The organism is Neobacillus sp. DZ-9, from assembly GCF_059587065.1.
Genome location: NZ_JCAIOL010000014.1, coordinates 28,300 through 53,407, shown reverse-complemented (window position 1 = coordinate 53,407; position 25,108 = coordinate 28,300). Strand labels below are relative to the sequence as shown.

Sequence of the window (25,108 nt, the reverse complement as noted above, 5' to 3'; positions counted from 1 at the left end):
TTTCACCTCGATTCTTCAATTATTGTATTCTCTAATATCCCTAAATTCTCAATTTCTAACTCTACTTTATCTCCCGGCTTAAGCCATGGATGCACTTTTTCGCCAAGTTCAAGAATACACCCTGTTCCGACTGTACCTGAACCGATAACCTCGCCAGGATAAAGGGTTACGCCAGCAGATGCCCGTTCAATCATTTCTCCAAAGGAAAAATAAAGCTCCTTCAAATTCCCTTTAGACAGTTGGACACTATTTACCCGTGCATTCATGGCAAGATCAAAGCCCTTCCCTGTCCTAAAACGTTCCAATTCATCTTTTGTGATAATCCATGGGCCAATCGAGGTGGAGAAATCCTTGCCTTTTGCTGGACCTAAACCAACCTTCATTTCTTTCCGCTGCAGGTCCCTCGCACTCCAATCGTTCAAAACACAATAGCCAAAAATATAATCATCAGCTTCAGCAGCAGAAATGTTCCTGCCTGTTTTACCTATAATGCATGCGACCTCAAGTTCATAGTCTAACCAGTCACAATCTTTAGGTTTAATGATTTCTTCGCCCGGCCCCTTTATCGCCAGGTGGTTAGAAAAATAAAATACAGGAATTTCATACCATTCAGGAATCATTTTCAAACCACGATTTTCCCTTGCTGTTTTCACATGCTGCTCAAAGGCGTAAAAATCACGCAAGCTTCTTGGATTAGGAAGTGGCGCTTTTAAGTAAAGGTCACTTACTAGGTAAACTCCTTTATGGTCATTAGTTAACGACAATGCTGCCGCAATCTTTAAATTTTCTTCACTTTTGTCGAGAAATTCTATTAGATTACACGGCAGCCTGCCATTGGTTGCTTCGTGCATATCAACAGCATATGTTTCATTTAAGAGCCAGCCTGCCCGGATACTCCCATTTGGCTTTTCGAAGGTTACAAATTTCATTGACTCACCTTTTTCTATTTTCTTATCATTTCAAACGTTTTGGCCAAAGGATCGGTAAAGATATTGCCTGCCATTCTTCCAATAGGCTTTAATAGATCCATGTCTATTCTCCCTTTATCCATTAATTCATCCTGAACATGAACATGGACCACTTTACCAATGACGAGACTGCCGCTGCCCGGCTTGTCGCCAAAATGAAGGACCTGATGGAGTTCACATTCTAAATGGACAAGTGATTCCGCAATTCGCGGCACCTTCACCTTATGGCCCGGTTCTTTTGTTAAGCCCGTTTCCACAATTTCATCAATGTCAGGGGAAAATTCTATCGCACAATCATTCATTTGCTCAGCCATACTCTCACTGACGATATTAATAACAAATTGACCGGTATTTTCAATATTAACGAGAGTATCCTTTTTCGCGCCGTCCTTCCCTCTTCTCATCGGCGAAAAACAGACGAGCATCGGATCTGCACAGATGGCTGTAAAAAAACTGAAGGGCGCCGCATTAGCGTTTCCGTCAACATCCATCGTTGACACAAAAGCGATCGGCCTTGGTAAAATGGAGCCGATTAATAATTTATAGGCCTCTCGCCATTCCAGTATTTCCGGCGTAATTTCCATTCGATTCACCACTCTTTCATATAACAAAAGGTTGTAAAAAAAGGGGAAAAAGTTCCCCCTTTTGTCTCTATTTAGCTATTAATTTATAAATTACCACGTCTTTCCTGTTCCCGTTCAATTGATTCAAATAAGGCTTTAAAGTTTCCTTCCCCAAATCCACGGGCACCTTTACGCTGGATGATTTCAATAAATAATGTCGGGCGGTCTACAACCGGCTTTGAAAAAATTTGAAGCAAATAGCCTTCATCGTCACGGTCCACTAAAATATTCAACTCGCGCAGTTTTTCAATTTCTTCATCGATTTGGCCGATCCGCTCTGCTAATGATTCATAATACGTACTTGGAGTTTTAAGGAACTCAACACCATTTTTCTTTAAAGTGGCAACAGTAGAGACAATATCTTCCGTTAAAATCGCAAGATGCTGCACTCCGGGACCATTATAAAATTCGAGGTATTCCTGAATTTGCGATTTACGCTTCCCCTCTGCCGGTTCATTGATTGGGAATTTAATACGCCCTCCGTTATGCATAACTTTTGACATGAGAGCAGAATATTCAGTCGTGATGTCCTTGTCGGTGAAATGCTTCATTTCGATAAAGCCCATTACCTTCGAATAATAATCGACCCATTCTTCCATGCTTTCAACATTTCCTACCACATGATCTATTCCGATTAAGCCGGCATCTTCAATTGGTACATCGGAAGAATAGGATTCAAATCCCGGCAGGAATGCACCCTGATAATTTTTCCGTTCTATTAACGTATGGATGGTATCACCATATGTACCTAGAACGGCTTTTTTAACAACACCCTTTTCATCCTTCATTTCAAACGGCGCCACATGGGCAATTGCCCCGCGATTTACTGCCTCATCAAATGCTTTATCGACGTCATCCACTAAAAGGGCAACATCTTTTACGCCATCGCCATGCTTTTTAACAAACTGCGCTACTCTGCTATCCTCCTTATAGGAGCCTGTAAGCACCAAGCGAATGTTCCGCTGTTTTAACACATAGGAAACGGTTTCACGATTGCCCGTTTCAAGACCTGAATACGCAACTGGCTGAAACCCGAACGCTGTGCAAAAATAGTGGCATGCCTGTTTGGCATTTCCTGTATAAATCTCTATATAATCTACATCTCGTACTGGAAAAAAGTCATTTACAAGCTCATCAGCTTTTACTCGTTTTTCTTTCAATTCAAGAACCCCCATTTTTAAAAATAGTAATATTCAGAATATATTTTAATGGAAAAATTCTTGTCCCCTCAAGAGCAGGGTGTAAAGCAATAACGCTTTTTTGCAGTAAAGAAATATTCTTTAAACATAGTAATTTTTTTCCTAAATGAAAAAAGAAACATACCTAGTCCTAGGATGTTTCTTACATAAGTGTATTGATAATGTTTTTTACAAAAATATACCTAATATGACATGAAAAAAATATTTTTTACTAAGAAAGTACCGCCCGGTCACTTGCCATTTGAACACCGCGAATTCGTTTGAATTCCTCTAACAATCTTTCAATCGTTAACTGCTGTTTCTTTTCCTCATCCACTTCCAAAATGATTTGGCCTTTATCCATCATAATTAACCGATTTCCTAAATCAATCGCCTGCTGCATATTATGTGTGACCATCAACGTGGTAAGTTTATACTTATCGACAATTTCCTTTGTCAGATTCGTTATCAACTCTGCTCTTGATGGATCAAGTGCAGCTGTGTGCTCATCCAGCAACAGGATCGAGGGCTCAGTAAAAGTGGCCATTAATAAGGAAAGCGCCTGACGTTCTCCGCCTGACAGCAGTCCAACCTTTGCACTGAGACGGTTTTCCAAACCGAGATGCAATGATTCCAGTACTTCCCTAAAATAATCACGCCTTTTTTTCGTAACGCCTTTTCGCAGCGTTCTCGTTTTATTTCGTGAATAGGCCATCGCAAGATTTTCTTCGATCGTCATACTTGGAGCTGTTCCAGCCATCGGATCCTGAAAAACGCGGCCAATCATTTTAGAACGGTTAAACTCGGACATATTGGTTACATTTTCACCACCAATACAAACGTCACCGATATCAGGGTATAAAACACCGGAAATGATATTCATTAAGGTCGATTTTCCTGCACCGTTACTGCCGATAACCGTTACGAAATCCCCTGGTTTCAGCGTAAGGTTTATATGGTCAATCGCAATTTTTTCATCGGGTGTTCCCTCATTAAATATTTTATGAATCTGATTTAATTGCAGCATGGTTGTCCCCCTCCGTTCTCACAGAAGTCTGGATGATGTTCATTCTTTCAGATTTTCTTCTTGCCTTCCGTTTTTTCTCTTTGGATCCTTCAATAATCTTCGGTGCCGTAAGGGCAATGATGACAATTACTGCCGTTATTAATTTCATATCTCCAGGGTCCAGGAACTCAACACGGAGGGCTAAGGTAACAACAATACGATAAATAATGGAACCGCCAATGACCGCAAGAGTTGCTCGTGCAATTGTCTTAGTACCAAACAGGGCTTCACCGATAATAACAGACGCTAAGCCAATGACAATCATTCCAATTCCCATTCCAACATCAGCAAATCCGCCTTGTTGAGCAATTAAAGCTCCTGAAAATGCCACAAGCGCATTGGAAAGTCCCAGTCCAAGAACTACAAGAAGATTGGTATTAGCTGAAAGACTGCGAATCATCCGCTTGTTATCGCCTGTTGCTCTGATTGCAAGACCAATTTCGGTTTGTAAAAACAAATCGGTAAGGATTTTGATCACAAAGGTGACGATAACCATAAAGATTAAAATTCCCCAAGTCTCCGGGAGGCTGTCGCCTAGCCCAATTGCCGAAAGAATACTGTTAAAAAATGAATCAATTCCTGAGTTTTCAAATATATCACTGATTTTTGTAAAAGCTGTATCCGTATTCAATAATGGAATATTTGAGCGTCCCATGATTCGTAAGTTAATCGAATATAATGCAATCATCATGAGAATACCGGATAGTAAATTATTGATTTTTCCAAAGGTGTGAAGCAGTCCCGTTAAGCAGCCTGCAGCAAATCCTGCAAATAATGCAACAATCGTTGCCAAAAACGGATTCGTTCCCCCCGCAATCATAACCGCCGAAATGGCGGCACCTGTCACAAAACTACCATCTACCGTTAAGTCTGGAAAATCCAGAATACGAAAGGAAAGATAGACGCCCAGTGCCATAATCGCATAGATGATACCTGCTTCAAAAGATCCAAATATGGCTGTAAACATTGAAATCATCCTTTCTTTTTTTCTATGTATCAATCAAGAAGTCAACCCTTTCAGGCTGACTCCTTATATATTTATAGTTTGCTATTTTCCGTCATAAAACTCGCCAAGCTTGCTCCATTCTTCCTTTACTTGCAAGCCTTGTGCTTCAGCAGCTTTTTTATTAATCACAAGCTTTAAGCTGTTTGGCAGTTCAACTGGAATGTCTGATGCTTTCTTTTTACCAGATAAAATATCAGCAGCCATTAAACCAGATTGATAGCCGAGGTCAAAATAGCTAAAGCCACTCGCTGCGACAGCCCCTTTTTTCATTGAATCAAGTTCTCCAACGAAAAGCGGAATTTTTTTGTTATTTGCGACAGCAATGACAGTATCAAGGGCAGTAACTACGGTATTATCAGTTGGAATGTAGATGGCATCTACACGGCCCACTAATGATTCAGCAGCCTGCTTAACCTCTGCTGTAGTTGCAACCGATACTTCTACAAGTTTAGCACCCTTTTCCTCAGCGATCTTTTTAACATCCTTAACCTGAACTACTGAATTTTGTTCTCCTGAGTTATAAATTACACCAATATTTTTTGCTTTCACTTCATCAGTAATAAAGCTGATGGTTTTTTTCGTTGCATCCGGATGATTATCAGTAGTTCCGGTAATGTTTTTTCCTGGCTTGTCAAAAGCTTCAACAAGGCCTGCTCCAACTGGATCTGTTACAGACGTAAAAATAATAGGAATTTCCTTCGTTGCATTTAACGCGCTCGTTGCACTAGGAGTAGCATTAGCAAAAATCAAATCGACTTTGTCACCAACAAAGTTTTTAGCGATTGTTTGGACATTATTCATGTCTGCCTGAGCATTTTGTTCATCATACTTTACTTTAATACCTTTGTCCGCTAACGCCTTTTTAAAACCTTCTGTAGCTGCATCTAATGACGGGTGTGGAGCAAATTGGCTAATGCCAACTTTGAATTCCTTATCTTTCCCGCCCTTCTCTGCATCACCTGATGATTCTTTGCTACCGCATCCTGCAAGCATCAGCATTCCTGCCAACGCAAAGGAAAGCGCACTTACTTTCTTCTTCATTTTCAAAATCCCCCTAACATTGTTTTAAAAAATAATTTTCTAAAAATTTATTATATTAAAAATTATTCTAGTATTTTTTTTGGCCAAAAGCAATAGAAAATACTAAAATATTTTTGCGCTTTAAAGCGTGTCAATTAATAGAAGTGATTCAAAAGAAAATGCCTCCTAATTAATTAGAAGGCATTCTGATAGTATATTTTTAAGTTATGAGTTAAGGGGCAAAAATATGATTCTTACCAATCACGAGTGCTGTCAAGTAATTTATCAATCTCAACCGGTTTTCCTTTATGACTATTTTTCCCAGATGTTAGATCAACAGTGGCTTCTAGTAGTTTGTCGATATCAATTAATACGTTTCCCATATCTAACCTCCTAAGTAAATTAGTTTTTTCAAGTTACCAAACTATTCGTGTTTCTATTTCCGATTTTGGGGGTGCATTTAAAAAAGCTAAAAAAAGAATCATAGTAAAGGTATGATATCAGCCATTATTTTTACAACAAGATTTATGATTGGTTTAAAAAATGTTGGAAAACAAATAGATTCAACTCCAAAAAATAAAGCTGCTTAAAAGAAAAGACATCCAGTCTATAATTAGACAGGATGTCTTCTTCATTATGCAGGACTGTTCATGGACTTTTTAATGCTGCCCGGTTTAAAAAAGAGTTTCATCAAAGGCGGAGTAACAATCGTTGTGATGAGGACGACGATGACTAAAACAGCAAATAACTCATCATTGATTAGCTTTGTTTCTAATCCTATCGAAGCAATAATTAGGGCAACCTCCCCACGGGAAACCATCGCTGCGCCGATTCCCAGCGAGCTTTTCCAAGAAAAGCGGGCCATTCTAGCTCCAAGTGCCGCTCCAATTAATTTTGTTAAGATTGCAAGTGTACTAAGCCCAAAAATCAGACCCCAATTTTCTGAAATCCCTTCGAAGCTTGCTTTCACACCAATAGAAGTAAAGAAAACAGGAACAAAGATCGAATAACCAATAGTTTCAACTTTTTCAAATATTTCCATTTTATAATTCGTTAAGCTAATAGCAGCTCCAGCAATGTAAGCTCCTATAATCGCCGCTATTCCCGTTAATTCAGCCACATAGGCATAAATAAAGCAGATAATTAACCCTGCCGAAATAAGCGATTCCGTAACCTTAAGTGGCGCAAACTTTTTTAAAACCCAAGGTACAACCTTCCAAGCTACTAAAATAGCACCTCCGAAAAAGAGTACCTTTTTCAAAATGATCATGCTTAGATTTACCTCACCACCAGTCATACTCATTAAAAAGGCTAAAGCAAGGATTACAAGAACATCGTTTATCTCATCACTCTTCAATTTACTCGAACTAATCGCTACTCTTCGCTTTAATCTTCCTTGTAAATAAAGGAGTATCTCTTACAACTTTCCTTTCATAGAAAACAAAAAAAATTGAAAAACATATAGACCTATAAAAAAGACCCAGAATAAACTCTTTGTAGGTCTTTATTGAATACACTATCCTACTTAATAAATATATCCTGCCAATTACGCTACCTTATAATCACATAATACAGATAGACCATCGAAACAAAACAAAATACTCATGAATTAAGTCTCTTATAGATTTTAAATATTATTTGAAATTCATATATTGTTATGTAAAGAAATAATTTTTATTAGGTTTTTGGAGAGCAAAGTCCCGCAGCGGGTAGCGGTTGATCTAAACTACAATTATCCTCCAATTAGATTAAATGAAGATCTTAAAGCAATAAGTTTTTTATTGTTGACAATCAACCAAGGTTATATAAAGTGGACTATGTTTCTTGCACAATAAATTCATTTAAAAATGGTTGATAAGTCAATAAAAAACGCACTACGATGTGAATTCCAGTGCGTCTTTCGATGCGAATTACTTGTTTGCACCTCTAAAGTAAATCCGTTACTATAAAAGTCACTATTTTTTATGTAATTAATAAGGGTAAATGCAGCAATTCACCCTTACTTGTTTAACTACAGGGCATGTTGTTACCCTAAATGTAAATCACCCACTTGTCCACCTCATTAGAATTTATTGATAAATTATACAAAGGCAATAATACAACAAAAAATGGCCTGTATCTGGTTTTCTACGATTTTAGCCTAAGATTGAAGAAAGCAATAATTTAAGAACTTTTTTGTATACAAAAAGACCACTTTGATTCAGTGGTCAAAATATTCACAAACCTTTATTCAATGTTATTAAAACTCCAAATTTGTTTAGCAATACCAGCCAGGTATCTACTTCTATTTTCAATCTCGTCGAAATTCCATTTTTTCTTCTTATTAATTTCTTTTGTCAAATTAATATTTGACTGCCCGTATCTCTGTTTCTTTTCCACAAATGGATTATTTGAAGCACCAATATTCAATTCACTTCCAAGGAGAGTCAGATTACCGATTCTATTTACAAAAAGTAAATGTTCAGAAGCTCTTGAACCTAACTCTTTATACCACGAAGGGTCATTAGCTTTAGAGCTTTTTCTTACCAACTCCCTAGGCATAATATGTTCTATATGAACATCAGTTCTAGAACTAATTATTTTTTCCTTTGTATTATTGGTCAAAGCATTTTCAATCATTTCTAATATATACTTAGTCTGTGGTGACCTTGTAAAGTCTCTCCTTTGAAAATTCAAATAGAATTCTGTATCACTTGGCGTTCTCTTTTTTAAGTATTCAATTATATAATTTACAGGGTTTTCTTTTTCAAATGCTTCCAAAGCCAAGTGATTATAAATTCTGTCGATGTCTCTTGTGGATATATTGCATATACTCCTTCGAAGTGTAAAAACCTCTATTGCTTCTAAAATCTTTACTAGTTGTTCTTTACGGAGATCCATTGATAAGCACTTAAGAAGCAAAGGATAGCTAGTGGTTGCTTCAATACGTACTAGCGTATTTAAACGGTCATCCACTTCTTTCATTCCAACTATTCCGTTATACAACTTGACATATAGCTCTGACTTTAGCCAGATATCCTCAACAATGCATAAAATATTAGTAGTATTGTCAATGAGCATTTGATATCTTGAATACAATTTAGGTACCGGCACTATCCCATACTCAATTGAAAATAAATAGTGTCTAAAGAATCTTACTTTATCGTGTCGGACTGATTCAATCTCCTCGATATTCTCAATAATTTGATCCCATATTTCTATGCATTCCTCAAGCATTGACTCATTCGTTGCAATTTTACTTAATAAATAGTTTTTTATTAAGTCCACAGAAGAAAGTGATAGCCCTCTATTGTTTAATGTTTCAAACAATCTAAATGCATCATAGTATGAATCTGTTACCATTAATGCGAGATCAAATGACTCCAATAATTTTGTATATACGGTCTGCCATTGGATACTGCTGTCTTGAAGCTTTTCTTGAAAGAAATAATATGCTTGTATGATTTTTTCAGTTTTTGCATCTTCCTTTGTTACTTTTTTCTCCACTAATCTTTTGAATACCTTATTGTCTTTCCTCCCCAAAATTAGTTTTGCTTCTTGCTCATCAATAGTTGAGCTCTTTAAAAAATGGTTGTTAATGTAGGCAGCTCTATCCTTGTCTAATTCCTCTGCTAAATCACGAATAGCAGTGAGTACAATTAATATAGTAGTAATTCGTTGCTGCCCGTCAACAATTTCAAAATAACTAAACCCTTTTTTACGCTCTGAACTAATTGTTATAACAGAACCTAAAAAATGAGTTTCTTCACCCTCAAGCCTAATTAGATCCTCCCAAAGGTCATTCCATTGGTCTTTTCCCCAATTATAAGTTCGTTGATAAAGGGGAATCCGGTAGACCTCATTAACACTTCCCAGCAATTTTCCTAGACTTAATCTCTTAGTATCGATAGACATAATTTTTCACCTCTTTAGGATGGAACAGATTGCAATATTCCAATTATATTCGAATACGAATATTTTTAAACGTTTTTTAATAAAAAATATTCGAATACGAATATTTGACCTATTTTAAATACATTTTTGCTATGATTATTCAAAATATACTAAATTATATTGAGGGGTTTTGGTAAATGATTAATATTGGAGAAAAAATAAAATCTATAAGGCAAACTAAAGGCATTTCCAGCAGTGAACTAGAAGGGATTTGTGGAGTAAGCCAAGCTACTATTAGTAAAATAGAAAATAATGTACAATCTCCATCAATCGAAACCTTAATTAAGATTTGTGATGCACTAGAGATACCAGTCAGTCTATTATTTAAGGATTTTCCGCCAGATATGATTAACTTAATTGATACAGCTAAACAGTTATCACCAAATCAAAGACAAAAAATTACCGAAATGATTGAATCGTTTTTAGTAAAAAATTAATATTACATATATTAAAAATAAGCTTAATTATATGTTAGATAAAATTGAAGCAGCAATAAAATCATATGGAATGATTTCTATATCAGAAAAAACAAAAAAATTTATCAGTCCTATAATTCAACAATTTAAGCAGTAGAAAAACTATTTTATTTTTGTGTAATGATAGTTAAAAAACTTAATGGTTTTTTGTTTTTCCAATCTGTATTACCGATACCGAAAATATGGAATGCTAGGGTCAAAAGGAAAGCCCCGATCTCAACCGAGACTGGGGCCCTTTTTTTCGAGGATCATGGAGAAAGAATTAAATCTTCTAACCAATAATGAAGATCCTCTAACACTTCTTTTTCCCCTTTTGTTTCAATTTCTCCAATCCCTTTTATTTCTGGAAAAAGTTTTATATACGTGATAGGTTCAACTATTTTTCTAACTTCTGCTTCTTTTTCACTTCCGTATAAACAAATGACTTGATGCACCACCGGATGCCATTTAGACTTTTTGTTTTTACCCAAGTAAAAAAAGCTGTAGTAACTTGTTAATTGTTGATATGTCGTTGTGGCATAGTCGTTATTATGCATGTTTGCTAATTTCCTAAATTTAGCATCGAAAATTAAACTGCTTCTAAAAAGCAATTCACCATTTTCTTGCTTTTCGTATAAATCCAGTTTGATATCCGGTCTTTTCTTCTCTTGTCCAGCGAAAAATAATTCTCCCTTTTGTTCAGCTGCAAACTTATCCCCGTGGTATTTATCATACCAACAATGAATGATGGCTTTTTCGTTCTCTAATTCGAAGAAAGTTTCCGGTGGAATAAGGCTTTGATGATAAAGCTCAACAAAATTAGGCTCAAACCCTTTTTTAATCCGAAATCCAATTTTATTAAGACTATCAATAACGGTAAATAAACAATAATATTCATAGATCTGCCAGAATGGTTTTAGAATTTTTACATATCGCTTATTTTTTCCTTCATCCTGTTGAATCAATTTGGACTTTTCATAAATAGAATTAAGTTGATAATAATTGTTATTTTTTAAAATAGGTTTGATTTTACCCCGTTCAATTTCCTTTAAAAATGAATTGTTCAACAAATATATCATTCGGCTAAAAATTGAACGCATCTGAGTAATCCAGTTCTGCTGTTGTGTTGAAACTTCTACATGTTTTTGGATTTCTTTTTCTACAATCGAGATTTGAGACCAAATATCAATTTTCGTTGTTTTCGAAACCTCTCTTTTGGTGTTCAAATATTCTTTTCTTTCATGCAAGGAGATAATTTTCTGGCTTAAAGAATGAAGGTTCTTTTGCACAGCAGCATGACTGTTCGAAATGGCTTCGATGACGTGGTGTATGTCTGAAGTCCAATTCGATAGTACATTTTTTATCCAGCGATTCGCACTGTGGTTGTAATCTACTTTCTTAATCCGATTGTAATAAAAGGTTACTTCTCCACTACCACTGTTTTTTGCCAAACCTTTATTTGTATTGCTCCATTTAATGGACCGTCTATCTAGCCTTCCTTGAGTTAAGCTTACTTCATTACTGCCTATTATATTGGATAGGGGCTGGTTTTCTAATGACAGTAAAAAATAATAGATTGATTCCTTTTGGTCGATGATATATCTTGCGTAATCATAATACCAATTGGAGAGTATTTTTTCTTCTTGGTCCGTTAAACTTTCATTGCTGTAAATCAGGTCATAGATAATCCCTTCAATTTTCGATTCTAAATAATGGTGAACCGATTTTACTTGTTCTGTTGAAAGATACAAAGGTTTTACTAAAAAGCCGGTTGTATAGGTTTGACCTTTGTAATAAACATGAATGAAATACGTTCCCATTCTCCATGGAAATGTATTATCGTTAGATTGTTTATGCATCCAGTTCAAATTCGGTTCTAAAGAAAGTGGATACACAAAAGATTTTTGTGTATCCGAAGAATCATAAAGGGAAGTTTGAATTTCGATTCTGGCGTCTTGATCAAAATGTTCAGGAGAATCAGCAAAAAATTTGATACCCGTGTTTAATCCCTCATAAAGCTGAATATAGGAATCTTGATTCATATAAGCATCATAGGGGGAAATCTGTGTAAACAACTTATCATTCCCATTATCATGATTAATTGCAATCGTGATGGGCAAATCCTTACCATTACAACGTATAGCCATTTCGAATCAACTCTTTCGCTTTTTGCTCTAGATAGACTAAAGATTTTTCAAATTCCGGTCCTTCGTATTTTGTCAAGATAATACCGATTTTTCCGTCTTTTTCATTCGGTTTACCTTCATTGTCCAGTTTGAAAACAAGACTTTCTATTTGGTCACGGTATCCTCGAATTTTTGGTAAAATCCTCTGCTTGATTTGGTAATCAAAAGCAACATCACGAGAAAGAAGTTCGTTGCCATCCTCATCATATGGGACATTGGCAAGGTATTGTGAAATGGCTTTTACAATTCGGAATGATACCCCTGTTTGTGAATCATAATTGCTAATTTGTTCGTGTAGTTCATCCAAAATCTTTAATTCCACATCTTCCAAGGATAATAAACCTGTCGATTGTTTAATCCATGATTTATAAAGTTGAGAACTAATGGTGGATGGCAGGTCTGCTGAAATTCTTTCATCTTCTTCCAGCTCTTTTTGTACTTCTTCGTAAATCTTCGCTTCTAAAAACCCTTTTTTCTCTAAAATCAAAACATTGGAACGGTCTAAAAGGCGGTTCGAAAATTCCTTACCGGTTTCATCAAAATTAGCAGTCCCAACAAATAAAACATTTTCACCGATTTCGATTCCATCGCGGTATTCTTCTTGACGACACATAGCTCTATCGCTAAACAACTTTAATTTTCTTTGACCAATTGGAGCTTCTAAAATGGAAATAAAATCACTGAAATAATGCTCCACTTGGCCCAGATTCATTTCGTCAAAGATAACCATGAACATTTTGTCTTTTTCATTATTGGCTTTTAAGAGGAAGCTGACTAATCCAGTGTCGCTTTCCATGTATATACCTGTCTGTTGATTCAAAAAACCTAATACATCAGATGGTTCCGTAAAAGATGGGCTTACGGGTATAAATAATAGGTTGTCCCCGTGTTTTAGCCCAAGGGCATCCGCATATAGACGTGCGAGTTCAGATTTACCAGTCCCACTCATACCGCCCAATATAGTGAATTTGCTTGTTTTTAAAGAAATATGCAGGTTTTTTAAGTCATTTTGATCGTAAATTAAATCTCTTTCTTCCGCTAATACTTCTAATCTATCTAAAAATTTGTACTCCGGAGAAAAATCCTGATGGGGATTCTGTGGAAATGAAAAATTGATATCCTCTTTATGTTGCTCCTCCTCGTTTTCTACAACTTTTAAAAGGATAGGTTCATTCGTTTTTTCTTGTGTTTCCGCTCTTTCCGATTGTTTATAAGACTCTGTAATGATATCTCCAGATTGATCGATTTCATCAATTAATTCCCCTCTATTTTTTGTCGAAATAAAACATAGGTCTTTATAAGCTGCCTTAGCCATCGAAAAATGCCAATTGTGCGGCAAAGCAATTCGTTTGATTTCTTCAGGTTTCCGGCAAATATAAGTGGTCGTCCTTGCCTTATATTTTTCAAAAACTTCTGAATCCGGAATGTGATAAATAAAATTATCACACACAATGAATTCGGGGATATCAAAACTATGATTATACTGCTCAAGTTCGATTGGTTTTTGGTCTATCAACAACTTTTCAAAACGTTTATGGGAAATCCCCTTTTTATAATGAGGGATTGCCACATAATGAGAAGATTGTTCTTCCTCATTATCTACCAACACAATATCAAAATTGTAGTGATATCTTTTCTTTGGGGCTTCATAACTCAACTTAGGTTTGAAGAGGATCAGTTTATTTTCAAAATGTTGTCTAATAAATTCCACTTTATTCTCAGAAGTCTCATAGTTTTCACGTCCTAAATACAGTTTGTTGCGGTTATCGAATGTGATATACACATCCTCTGGTCGTTTTTCTAATAGCTGTTTCAAGAGGGGGGGTTCGTCAGAGTAAGCTTGTACATAAAAAACAATACTACCCGGAGCCCCATACGCCGAATAGCTTACTGCTTTTCCTGATTCGTTGCCCAATCCTGGTAAATTAATATCATCATCCGCCAGTTTTCCTAGAATAAAACATTCTTCTATATTCCTCTTATCTGTATGTGAAAGTTCTTTTTGTTCAAATTTCGTCTGCATAAATCAAAACTTCCTTCCTACTTAAGTGTTGGATAATTTCTTGGATATAACAGGTAATTTCATATTGACCCAGTTCTTCATAACGCAAATGATGTTTTTCTAAAAACTGTTTGAATTGATACCATTCCGTTCCATTGGAGAAAGAGGATCTAGTTACAAAAACTGTTTGTTCCTTGTATGGATGAAAGGCATTTGTCTTAATTTCTTTTCTAAATTCCGATGGTAAAATGGTTACGCTTTCAAAAGGGGTCCCTACAAAATGGTCAACATCTTTCGTGACAACAATAAAGTTATTTTCCGTAATGATGCGATAATAAACCATTTGAAGTGGTTCGTTCTTATGTAGAACGTTTTCTAATGTTGAAATTTTGTTTGTAAGCTCTTTTACATTGCCCTTAAGGACTTTCTCATTTTCTATTAGCGTATTCAAATGAGTCACAATACTCGAATTTTCATTTTCTAATGTATTTTTTTCGTCTACTAGTTTTTTTAATTTGTTTTCAAAGTTCTTCATCTCCACTTCTTTTTCTTTAGCTGTTAGATTTAATCGCTCTAATTCATAGGCTTGAACGTCAAGAACTGTGGCTTGAAAAAGGTCTTTGTAGGTTTCATCGTTATACCTCTCTTCTTTTAATAAAAAGGCGACCAAAATATATACATGCAAATCTTTTTCCGCTTTAGCTAAAACTCGAAATGCAGATTCTTCATCATCCATCAAATCTCTAATTTCACCAAATACTCCTTCTTTGGACTGCAAACATTCGTTTTCAAACTTTTTTAATAATTTGATATTTCTTTCTTGAAGTTTGTCAGCACCAACGATTGTATAAATCTTTTCAATGGGGGTTTTGCTTAATTCCTCTGACAATCCATAAAAGATATATCGGTTTTCCTTGGTGTTGGCGACGATAGATTTATAATGTTCTTGATAATCTTTTGGGAATTGATGATAGGTGATTGAAATAATTTCATAAGCATTCAAGTCCGTTTCCAGTTCGGCACGAACAGCAAATTCGTGAAATGACAGTCCTAATATATACGGGTATTTACCGGTCAGATCTTTTGCTATGTCCGTTAGCATGACTTCAAAAGGTAAATGGTCGTTTTTATTCCCTTTTTTCTTTTGAAAACCATTATTAAGGGCTGTTTTAAGGGTATTTCCTAATGATTTAATGGGTGCGTTATTCATATTCCGTTGAAAACCGATTACAGTTAGTCTGAATTTTTGACATATATAAGCCATGTCTGATTTATCTAATATGGATAGGAACCAATCAATGTCAAACACACTTAAGTCACTTCCTTTATAAAGTGATAATAAAATTTTTTCTAAACTATTATGATTTGTATCTTTGAACTTACTGAATATTTTTTTCCCTCAATCTAAGTTTCGAAGCTTAATAAAGTAATTGACATATCTATCACTCCATTTCAAAGGGTATTAAAATTAAACTAGTGCAAAAAAAGGGATTCTGATTTAAAGAACTTTTATTTAGGAACTATTTTCCATATATAAAATCCACCTTTTAATTTTGATTTTTTAAAGAATATGTATATTATACCAAAATTATGAAAAAATAGGATTTTTGAAACTCTAAATATATGAATCTAAAATTTTATTTTATTACTTTAGAAATGGTTGCAGCGATTTCAAAATAAAAAAAAATAAAACTGCATTTGGCTTCTAAGCCAAAATCCTTATATATAATCGTCTGTATGAGCTAGTTCACCTAGTTCGTAATTCCAAACGGGTTTGCACAGGTAAAATTTATTTATAGGTGATTGACTTTATTAAAAGGGCTGTTAATTTGACAGCTTTTCTTATTGTCTAACGGAGCAGATTAATGAAAGAGGAGAATTGAAATTTTATATAATAATTTTTAAGCAGAAAGTGGACCACTATTTAAAAGAGAGATATTAAATGATACACACTTTTGTAAAGATTAGTACAAACACGGGGATTAATCGAATTTCATTTGGATGCAAAGTCGAAAATATATCAAGTTTTTATTCATTTCTTGCATATTTTTAGCTTTTTTGTTTTCAAAAACAGACTGCTATAAACAACAGTTTTTAATTGCCAAATACAAAAAGAATTCCCATATTACGGGAATCCTAAGTAAACTATTCTTCATTTTTTATCTGATCAGGTCTTACCTCTAATCTTGCAGGAACGTATCTTTTCAGTTCTTCCGTTGTATGATATTCATGTTCTAATTATTTATAGCAGCCAGTCCTGGTTAATCCAGAACCCATTAATCAATCTAATATTGTTTGTTCTTCATTATTGGGAGTTTCAAAGATTTTTTCGAGAACAGCAGCCTTCTTTTGATATGGGTCCGTTCCGTTTTTACTTCTCAACTACTATTTTTTTCATAAAAAGTCTTATCTTAGCAGTAAGAACGATTTTTCCCCATATCAGCTAGCGTTAGCATTATGTAATACTTTAGAAGCCTTCTTAAAGTAGGTATCATCCAATTCAACCCCTATAAAGTTACGATTTAAATTTATTGCAAGCATGTCCTGTTGAGCCAGAACCCATAAAACAATCCAATACTGTATCACCTTCATTGGTATGAGTTGCAATAATTTTTTCAAGTACAGAGACTGGCTTTTGACAAGGGTGGAATCTTATTTTACCACTAACTATAGGTGCTTCATAAAAAGCCCTATCGTAATATGAATTAAATGTTCTTTTTGTCCCTTTAGTAAAGGAAATAAAACACTCCCTTGGGTTTGATAAGTAATTTACTTTCGCATTAATTGGGACTGGGTTAGTTTTTTCCCAGAATCCTGTTCTAGGTTGCTTTAGATCCAATTTTTCCGCGGTACCTGCGATATCACTCAATTTGAAAATATCATAAAAAATCACCATTGTTCCACCCGGAACTAGGACTCTCTTAAATTCTTTTAATAAGGAGAACCAATTTATACTATTCTCTTTTAAATCCCAATCACCAAACTCCATTGAAATAGAACCATATTTCTTTTGGTCACCGCCACCTTTTTTAAAATTTGTCTTTCTTGATATAAAGTAAGGCGGATCTGTGCAGATTAAATGCACTGAATTACTAGCAATCTTTTTTATTTCATTAAGAGCATCACCATTTATTAACTTTAATTCTTGTTTTGATTTACAAAAAGTCATTTTATTTATCCCCAATCGATTTAATTCCCTTTGTTGGCTAAGGTGTTTGAATTAAATTCTTTTTGTCTAAAAAAAAAAAGGGGATAATTAGACTTTTTAATGAATTAATTATTTTACTCAATAATCGTTACATTACAGATGAATTGGAGGCAGTATGATTGCTTTTGCCACCAGTCTGCCACCAACTTCCTATCAGCTATTTCTTCTTTCTCTTTTTATTTACATACAGAACATTTGTTTGTGTATAATAATACCGAGGTGATAATTATGGCAATACGTGACCGAGGTAAAATCAAATGGGCTGCGGCTTATCTTCAGCCCGAACAAGCAAAGATGCAGCGTGATTTTTGGATCGATACTGAACGGATAAAGAAGCCTATTATTGACGAGCATGAGGCAGAGGAATTCGACCTGCGTATAATTTACTCGATGGAATATAACCATCCGGTAATGTTGAAAGTTTGGGATGACGGATTTACGCATGACATTAATGGATTAGTTCATTACATAGATCCTATTTCACATGAGCTACGGATTGAGGTGAAGTCTGGAGAATTCGAGCGGGTGGCATTCGATAGTGTTGTCGGAGTCAAGGTAATATAATAAGAGGACATAAACATTGTGTAAGCCTTATTTGGCTTGACGTTTTTTTACTGAAGAAGCAAGTTAATGTAATAAGAAAGCTTATATTATGGTAGAATCCGGTTATTTAATGGACTGTAAATTTGGGCATCGAGTTCCATTTATGAAGTGCTGTGGTGACACTTCAAATTGATTCCCACAAACCTTGTGGATCACATTGATTTTAGTCTTGGCATTTACGTAATCGGACAAGAGTTTATATCCCCCTTTGGATATTGCTTCGAATTGTTTCCTGAATTCTTCATGCGTTTTATGTCAACCCATTTCTTTATACGCCCAAAAGGGCATTTGATTTTTAAACCAAATGCCCTTTCTCCTCTAATTTAATTAGTTTAATTAGCCAATCTTAGTAAATTTTATAACTTTCAATTGACTTGGACTTTTGAATAATAAATGTATTTTGTTCTTTATTGAATACTGTATCATTGTAGAAAGTTAAATCTTTAAAGAGTTGACTGTTACGGATATTCCCGTGTTCATTAACTGTAGCAACATAAAATTCTTGTTGATTTCCGCATTGCCATATAAAAGTGATCATTCTTTGAGACCAAATCACATCATTAACATTTGATTTTGGAGGAGCTGCCATCTTCCAATTTTGCTGGCCATCAGTTAAATTATAGGAGTCTATTTCCTCTTTAGAAACGATCAAAAAAGTATTAATACCTAAAACAACGCTTGTTACAGCATTTTCTGTTTTGACCTCCCAAATCTTGTTAAAATTTTGATCAATATAAGTGATTGTTTTATTGCCGATTCTTACTAATAGGTTATTTTGGGCAACTTCATAAGCTTCGTAGATGGCAGCACTTACTTTTAATTCATGCTCTCTTCCCCCAAAACACCCTTTATATTTCTTTTTATCCGTTCTCGTGAGCGAAAAATTATTTAAGCTTAGTTGTGATATTCCTGCTCCAAACTCATTCTGCAAATCGTCTTTATTTATTCGCTCCCCTAGTTTCCATTTTCCTGTTTTATCTTTAATTAATTGATATATTTTTGGCTCTTCACCACGATCAACGGTAAAGTGAATAATGCCTTCATCGTTTGAAACAAAATCAATATGGAATCCGTGAGCAGGTGCTTTAATTTTCCCTTCCTCCACACCATTTTTGTTAAGGACAACAATAAAACCAGGTTCATAAGAAATATTCACCTTTAATGGAACCCCAATAAATATGTGCTCTTTATCTGGGCTTAAGAACACTGAAAACAAATAGTTGTAAAATCGTTTTGACCACAACTTATTTTGTTTAAAGTCAAAGCACACTAAATCTTGTGCATCAAAATATTTACGTCTTTCTTCTTCGTCCTTTACCGTGTCATATATTTTTCTCGCATCTACTTTTGGTCGTTCATTAACATATATACATCGGTTTTTAAAATCGACGATTCTTTTTCCAAAAAAACCATCTTCAGTCAGACTTTTAATTTCCCATACTAATTTAAATGGTTTAGTTTCTTTTATTTCTGGTGCAACACTGGTTGTTGTGCTTTTAATATTGGTTGATTCATCAATTTCAGTCCGTTCTAAGATACCCCACTCATGCCCAAGAGGAGCAAGCCAAAAATACCCCGATTTATTTCCTTCCCCGTCAAAGAAAATATTATGACCTGAACGATTAAATAACTCCATTCCAGGATGCCCTGCAGTCCCAGGGATTATTTTGCCGTCATCTTTGTTAAGTTCATATAAACGATTATCTTGGCAAACGATTAAGTATTTGTTTTGATTTGGAATCGGAGAAATTGTCCACGCCTCTTTTGGCAATTTTGCTCCATAGACGAAAAATCCATTACGGTCTAACCAAAGAGTCTCGCCTGTAACAAAAGAAAGCACAAGCTTTTCATCAATCCATGATATGTACCTTCCCTTTTCTTTAAAGGTGTTGGTCCAAATAAGCCTTCCATTTAAATCCCAGCCTGTTACCCTTCCCTCATCTTCCAAAATAAATAGCATATCAGTTGATGGGTCGTGGGCAAAACCTGTGAAAGGCGAATGGAACGTTAATCGGCTAAAACCAGCAATAAACTGTTCGCCGATTTGTTGGGCAATTCGGCTTATTGCTTCATCCCTATTTTGGGGCGGAACCGATAATGCTCTTTGAGTCTCCTCATGTTTTCTTCTTAATTCTTCTTCCTTTAATTCGGAAATAGCAATCCTCGCCTTAAGTTCTCCATCTGGTCCAAGCCTATAAAGCTTATCCATACTAGAAACAAAAATGTCACTATAATCATCCGATACTTTTAAATGGTACGCTGTGAAATGAACGGGGCCAAACATTGTATTCATAGCAGGTTCAGTGAAGCTTATTGCCCATTTCAGTTCACCGTTAGTACCGAACATGTATAACTCACCAGGACCCTCATAAGTCTCCCTAGTACCGACCAGCCAGTAATTGTCCCCTACTGCACTCGAAAAAGGCTGCCATTCAAAACGGTAAACATAAGCTTTACCACTTTCTAGATTGATATAAGCAATGTTTTCCTTTTCACGCAAAATAACATTTTTTTCATTGGCATCAACTATAGACATTTTTTCAATGGGAGTATCCTTGAAAATTACCCGTTTTATTTGTTCTTTATTTACGATTTCAATCGTGTAGGCTGCATATATATTGAATTGTTCTTCTGATTTATGAAGAAGACGGAACTTCTTTTTAGACCTTTTCTCAAAACCAATTAATTTTGGATTTTCCTTCTCGATGGAAAAAAATTTGTCCCAACTTTCTTCAAATTCAATTTTTAACGTGATAGTCTGAACAAAGTTAAATAGATGTTTATTCACTTTTTTGTAGTATTTATGCTGCTTGATTACTTGGGTACCGTTTTCTTCAGGTAGTTGAGTTCCGTTTGTAGTTGTTAAAATATTCTTTAAGGATTTTAAAAAGCTCATTCTTGACCCTCCTTAAATTTCATGAAAGCATTTTCAGAAAATCTTCTTCACTTATTATTTCAAGTTCTTTACCTTCATGAATCATTTTTTCGGCCTTTTCTAATTTTGAAGACTTGTTTCCTATTATCATTACATCCTGGAAATCCCCAACCACAATAAAATTAGTATCCTTATTTATTCCGCTTTGAGGTTTACCACCTTTATCTGCTACCAGTTGTGCAGCCTCTTTTCTAGAGAAGGTATTTAACTTTCCTGTAAATACTATATTTTTGCCGTAAAAAGCATTTTCTACGGCATCCGTTGAGACTTCTATATCGGATAATTTTAAGGTTTTCGAATCCCAGGAGGTTACAAGTGAAGAACGATACCTTTCCGACGTGATTTCCCCAGCTTTGATGTTCGTTTTTTTATAAATTGTTTCAAGATCAATTAATTCATATTCCTCTGCAAGTCTAATCATTAATTCAGCACATGCCCTGGCATCATCCAAGGCATGGTGATGGTTTTTTAATTCAATCCCGAAGTATTGACATAATGAATCAAGGGTATAACTTGATTGACCTAAAATCAGCCTTTTTGATAATTGGTAAGTACAAAGCAACTGATTAGGTTTCGGCTCGATTTTATACCGATTTAAATTATCCCTTAAAGCATATCCATCAAAGGGTAAATAATGTGCCACGAGTAACTTGCCATCAATTTTATCTTTTATAGAATCATAAAATTGATCAAAAGTCGGAGATGTTTTTACGTCATTCGGAGTGATATGATGGATTGCAATATTCCATACATCAAACTCTTCTTCAGGATTAATCAATTGATACACCGAATCTACTATTCTTCCATCCTCAACAAAGATCATACCTACGGAGCAAATACTATGCCGATTTCTATTTGCAGTTTCAAAATCAAACACAATAAAATTTTTCATATCCCATGGTCTCCTTTATCGATAATATCTTGTATAAAATGGATAGGTGTTATGGCCACATTCGTTAGGATCAACTTTATAGTGTTTGATTAAGGTCAATACCTTATCTCCCAGCTCTTCACGGGTTGGAGCAAAACAACTTCTTCCATAACCAACAAATCTCCATACATATGCTTTTCTCTTTTGTACTTTATCGTTTTCATCAACGTATTGCTCATAGTCATAAAGCACATACCCAACACGATTATCAAGATGCCAAAACTCGTATGTTGGAAGTTTCTTATAATCTTTATATTCCGATTCTGCCTTTGTAAGATACTTAAAGTTTTTAACTCCATTATCATAAAGGTAAATCATTGCATCTTCCTTATTGACAAATGATTTTGTAAAACCATTTACATCTGCAACATATTTCTCTTCAATTGGACGATTGGGATCAGCAGTGTTTAGAAAAAATAATTTTCCTTCAGTCATTATTGTTTTCTCCTCTAAAATTAGGATTTTTTTCCTACCTATCATTAATTATACATTTTATATAAAAATATGAAAATATCCCTAAGAAATGACCGTGAATAAACGGCTTCTTAATGTTTGCAAATATCGGGGTGGAGACAAATAGGCATTGGAACATGCTACTTTTTTCCATTTGATAGGTATTTTTTATGATAGAATGGGATTATAAGATATTAACAATAATTTAAACCCTATTATTCGAAAGGATGTTGTACATGTCTGAAGAGTTTTTTAATAATGATTTTGATATTCTTATTCCTCCGTTTGACCCTGACAAGCCAAGAGTCGATTACCGTTTCATCGTTTCCGAGATGAAAACAGAAATCGTAGAAGATGACCCATTCTCGGAAGATACCGACTATTCGATTACCATGTCTTTGCAATTTGATATTATCAGAGAAGAAAAACATTTCGACACGAATAAGCCGATGGTGGAACAAATCGGCCATATCGATTTCATTATAAAAGATGATGATTGGGATAACTGGCGTTCCAAAGTGAGGATATATGATAGGTTTTCACAACCTTCATTTGTTGCCCTTAATAGTTTCGAAGAACAGGTACAAGGTACAGCTGTTAGACCTTCTCAAGAGAGAGATTATTGTTTTGTTCAAGAAGAGTCAGGCGAAACCAGTGTACTGGTGGATGGTAGAGTAGCCGAAATTAATAACTTTTGCTTAATGGAACCCTATATTCAAGATGGGATCCCTCAAATGATTTTGCAAGAAATAAACGGATATTTAAAAGATGCCTTCAAAGTGGATTTCTGGTTAGTGGATACCCCTAATGTGTTCAAGGAGAAAGAACGAAAAGAATGGGAAGGTCTCGGCGGATGGATTGAAGAGGACGGTATTAAACTGATTTATTGGGGCGTACCTTCTAATGAATACCCTATTCTTGATTCTGCCTTTTTTATAAAATCAGGATTCGTCAAATCGATGAATAAAGTATGGGTTGGAAAACCAAGCCTTCTTTTCAAACATCCCTAAACCATTCTAGGGAAATGTATCCCTTTTCGCACTTTCTGAAACAAGTAAACAAATGAAGAAAAATGGGAATGAGTCCTGCATAGGTATGTGCAGGTTCTTTTTCTATATATGTGCGTTATCATATTCGCCAAATAATTGAATTAAAACAGAGTTTGCATACGGGGCAAATAGCAACAAAACTTTGTAAAAGGCTCTAAAAGAAAAAGAACGTTAATAACAGCACCCGTTACGAAAACGTTTTCAAATTTATAAAAAAAGAGAGTCTTATTTGATCAGAATAAGACTCTCTTTTTTATGTATTTCTTCTACATATGAACAACTATCTCTTCTACTTTAAACAACTATCGAATTTTTATAATCCAATAACTGCAACTGGATAACCAATTTTCCTACTTGTAGTTTAGTACTAATCAAAAAAAATGTCAACTAGATTATTAAACTGAATTAATATATTTTTTGCATAACTTTGACGATAAAATTCTGAATTTTTATTTACTCTTTCTAAAAGCTGTTTTAATTCGTCTTTCCTGTTTTCTCTTATTCCATGGCTTGTAACAAATTCTTTATGTAGATAAAACACTGAAGCAATGTCAAGAATTTTTTGATTGGTTATATCTATTTTCGGTTTTTCATTTTTTAATAACTCTTTAAGAATAGTGTTTTGACCTCTTGTATGTTTATCTAACTTAATTAAAAAAGGACTATTATGAGCACAGATATTACGAACATGTCTAAAAGCATAGAGAATACTTTCATAAGGTTTATTTGTTATTTTATCTATTTCGGCCTTTTTAAAAAATATATAAAATTCGATAAGTTCATTTACCGCAACACATTCGATTAGTTCCCAAATGTTTAACTCTTTTCTTATATCCTCTTGTATAACTATATATACTTGATTTAGGTGATGTGTAGCTAATTTAGCATACTCTAAAATTTGTAACTTTATATCTTTTAATGAAGAAGTATTATTTTTTTTGTCATGTTTGGACTGTATGTATCTGTCAACAATTGAATACCCATTAGTGGGATTCTTTTTATTAAAATAAGCTAATATTGTAGTTTTAATTCCATGTTCTATATCTAGACATAATTTTAGAAATGTATATCTAATATGCATGTCAATTGTTGACAAATCTTTTAAATACCCAAAGTCTAAATCAATAAACTCCCTTTTATTATTAGTATAAAAATTATCTTTGTAATGGGAAATTTTATAGAGATATGTATTCTTGGTTATAAAATCATTAGCATCTTCTTTGGAAACTAAATTAAATTTAATATTTCGATCTTCTAATTTTTTTAAACGATCTTCTATTGATAAAAAAACTAATATTGGTTGCTGCTTCACTAATGTGTATTTTAAATCTTTTAGTTCATCGAAAGCAGTAGAACTTAAACTCATAGATGTTCACCTTCTTGACTAGTACTTTATATAGGGATTAATACATTGGTTTTTAGATTCAAATTTTTATCTTTCATAAATTCTATTACTCTTTTGTTTAAATGCTAATGTTACCATTTTACCATA

General features: G+C 34.6%; 19 protein-coding genes and 1 pseudogene. 3 read left to right on the top strand and 17 right to left on the bottom strand.

What is annotated here, in order from left to right; translation table 11 throughout:
* Positions 1-2: 2 nt before the first annotated feature.
* From AC59HZ_RS27305 to AC59HZ_RS27265, 9 genes and pseudogenes are all read right to left on the bottom strand, one after another.
* Positions 3-929, bottom strand: a complete 927-nt coding sequence (locus AC59HZ_RS27305) for a fumarylacetoacetate hydrolase family protein (RefSeq protein WP_496548917.1) — start codon at positions 927-929, stop codon at positions 3-5.
* A 14-nt stretch (positions 930-943) separates the two neighbouring features.
* Positions 944-1,552 carry a flavin reductase family protein gene (locus tag AC59HZ_RS27300; protein WP_496549000.1) on the bottom strand — a complete coding sequence of 203 codons (609 nt, stop codon included), beginning with the start codon at positions 1,550-1,552 and terminating at the stop codon, positions 944-946.
* Positions 1,553-1,635: 83 nt separating this feature from the next.
* The gene (gene hppD, locus AC59HZ_RS27295) at positions 1,636-2,766 is read right to left on the bottom strand and encodes a 4-hydroxyphenylpyruvate dioxygenase (protein WP_496548916.1); all 1,131 of its coding nucleotides are present in this window, start codon (positions 2,764-2,766) and stop codon (positions 1,636-1,638) included.
* Between the two features lie 235 nt (positions 2,767-3,001).
* Positions 3,002-3,796 carry an ABC transporter ATP-binding protein gene (locus AC59HZ_RS27290; protein WP_496548915.1) on the bottom strand — a complete coding sequence of 265 codons (795 nt, stop codon included), beginning with the start codon at positions 3,794-3,796 and terminating at the stop codon, positions 3,002-3,004.
* Positions 3,771-4,802 (bottom strand): ABC transporter permease, encoded by a 1,032-nt coding sequence (locus AC59HZ_RS27285; RefSeq protein ID WP_496548914.1) that lies wholly within the window; start codon positions 4,800-4,802, stop codon positions 3,771-3,773. Before AC59HZ_RS27285 ends, AC59HZ_RS27290 begins: the two co-directional genes overlap by 26 nt.
* Positions 4,803-4,883: 81 nt before the next feature.
* Positions 4,884-5,882, bottom strand: a complete 999-nt coding sequence (locus tag AC59HZ_RS27280; RefSeq protein WP_496548913.1) for an ABC transporter substrate-binding protein — start codon at positions 5,880-5,882, stop codon at positions 4,884-4,886.
* Between the two features lie 233 nt (positions 5,883-6,115).
* The gene (locus AC59HZ_RS27275) at positions 6,116-6,244 is read right to left on the bottom strand and encodes a hypothetical protein (protein WP_496548912.1); all 129 of its coding nucleotides are present in this window, start codon (positions 6,242-6,244) and stop codon (positions 6,116-6,118) included.
* Between the two features lie 251 nt (positions 6,245-6,495).
* A pseudogene (locus AC59HZ_RS27270) lies at positions 6,496-7,257 on the bottom strand (cation:proton antiporter); the annotation flags it as partial.
* An 830-nt stretch (positions 7,258-8,087) separates the two neighbouring features.
* Positions 8,088-9,755: a DUF262 domain-containing protein gene (locus AC59HZ_RS27265; RefSeq protein WP_496548911.1), complete on the bottom strand. Its 1,668-nt coding sequence runs from the start codon at positions 9,753-9,755 to the stop codon at positions 8,088-8,090.
* Positions 9,756-9,931: 176 nt separating this feature from the next.
* Here AC59HZ_RS27265 and AC59HZ_RS27260 point away from each other — a divergent pair, with 176 nt between their 5' ends.
* The gene (locus AC59HZ_RS27260; RefSeq protein WP_496548910.1) at positions 9,932-10,231 is read left to right on the top strand and encodes a helix-turn-helix domain-containing protein; all 300 of its coding nucleotides are present in this window, start codon (positions 9,932-9,934) and stop codon (positions 10,229-10,231) included.
* A gap of 287 nt (positions 10,232-10,518) precedes the next feature.
* Here the strand turns inward: AC59HZ_RS27260 and AC59HZ_RS27255 are convergent, their stop codons facing one another.
* From AC59HZ_RS27255 to AC59HZ_RS27240, 4 genes are all read right to left on the bottom strand, one after another.
* A complete protein-coding gene (locus AC59HZ_RS27255) occupies positions 10,519-12,396 on the bottom strand; it encodes a hypothetical protein (RefSeq protein ID WP_496548909.1) in 1,878 nt (625 codons plus the stop codon).
* Positions 12,380-14,458: an McrB family protein gene (locus AC59HZ_RS27250; protein WP_496548908.1), complete on the bottom strand. Its 2,079-nt coding sequence runs from the start codon at positions 14,456-14,458 to the stop codon at positions 12,380-12,382. The genes AC59HZ_RS27255 and AC59HZ_RS27250 overlap by 17 nt, the downstream gene beginning before the upstream one ends.
* Positions 14,442-15,746: a hypothetical protein gene (locus tag AC59HZ_RS27245; RefSeq protein ID WP_496548907.1), complete on the bottom strand. Its 1,305-nt coding sequence runs from the start codon at positions 15,744-15,746 to the stop codon at positions 14,442-14,444. The genes AC59HZ_RS27250 and AC59HZ_RS27245 overlap by 17 nt, the downstream gene beginning before the upstream one ends.
* 1,206 nt (positions 15,747-16,952) lie before the next feature.
* Positions 16,953-17,606 (bottom strand): DNA-methyltransferase, encoded by a 654-nt coding sequence (locus tag AC59HZ_RS27240; RefSeq protein WP_496548906.1) that lies wholly within the window; start codon positions 17,604-17,606, stop codon positions 16,953-16,955.
* A gap of 267 nt (positions 17,607-17,873) precedes the next feature.
* On the opposite strand from AC59HZ_RS27240, the gene AC59HZ_RS27235 reads away from it, so the two are divergent.
* The gene (locus AC59HZ_RS27235) at positions 17,874-18,209 is read left to right on the top strand and encodes a YolD-like family protein (RefSeq protein ID WP_496548905.1); all 336 of its coding nucleotides are present in this window, start codon (positions 17,874-17,876) and stop codon (positions 18,207-18,209) included.
* A 385-nt stretch (positions 18,210-18,594) separates the two neighbouring features.
* Here the strand turns inward: AC59HZ_RS27235 and AC59HZ_RS27230 are convergent, their stop codons facing one another.
* From AC59HZ_RS27230 to AC59HZ_RS27220, 3 genes are read right to left on the bottom strand one after another with little or no spacing between them, the layout of a single operon-like run.
* Positions 18,595-21,144, bottom strand: coding sequence for an ornithine cyclodeaminase (locus AC59HZ_RS27230; protein WP_496548904.1), 2,550 nt, complete (start codon positions 21,142-21,144; stop codon positions 18,595-18,597).
* Positions 21,145-21,163: 19 nt separating this feature from the next.
* Positions 21,164-22,075 (bottom strand): exonuclease domain-containing protein, encoded by a 912-nt coding sequence (locus AC59HZ_RS27225; RefSeq protein WP_496548903.1) that lies wholly within the window; start codon positions 22,073-22,075, stop codon positions 21,164-21,166.
* A 15-nt stretch (positions 22,076-22,090) separates the two neighbouring features.
* The gene (locus tag AC59HZ_RS27220; RefSeq protein WP_496548902.1) at positions 22,091-22,549 is read right to left on the bottom strand and encodes a hypothetical protein; all 459 of its coding nucleotides are present in this window, start codon (positions 22,547-22,549) and stop codon (positions 22,091-22,093) included.
* A 254-nt stretch (positions 22,550-22,803) separates the two neighbouring features.
* Between AC59HZ_RS27220 and AC59HZ_RS27215 the strand changes: the two genes are divergently transcribed.
* Positions 22,804-23,577 (top strand): hypothetical protein, encoded by a 774-nt coding sequence (locus AC59HZ_RS27215; RefSeq protein WP_496548901.1) that lies wholly within the window; start codon positions 22,804-22,806, stop codon positions 23,575-23,577.
* 406 nt (positions 23,578-23,983) lie between these two features.
* Here the strand turns inward: AC59HZ_RS27215 and AC59HZ_RS27210 are convergent, their stop codons facing one another.
* On the bottom strand, positions 23,984-24,982 hold the full coding sequence (locus AC59HZ_RS27210; protein ID WP_496548900.1) for an Abi family protein: 999 nt from the start codon (positions 24,980-24,982) through the stop codon (positions 23,984-23,986).
* Between the last annotated feature and the right edge of the window lie 126 nt (positions 24,983-25,108).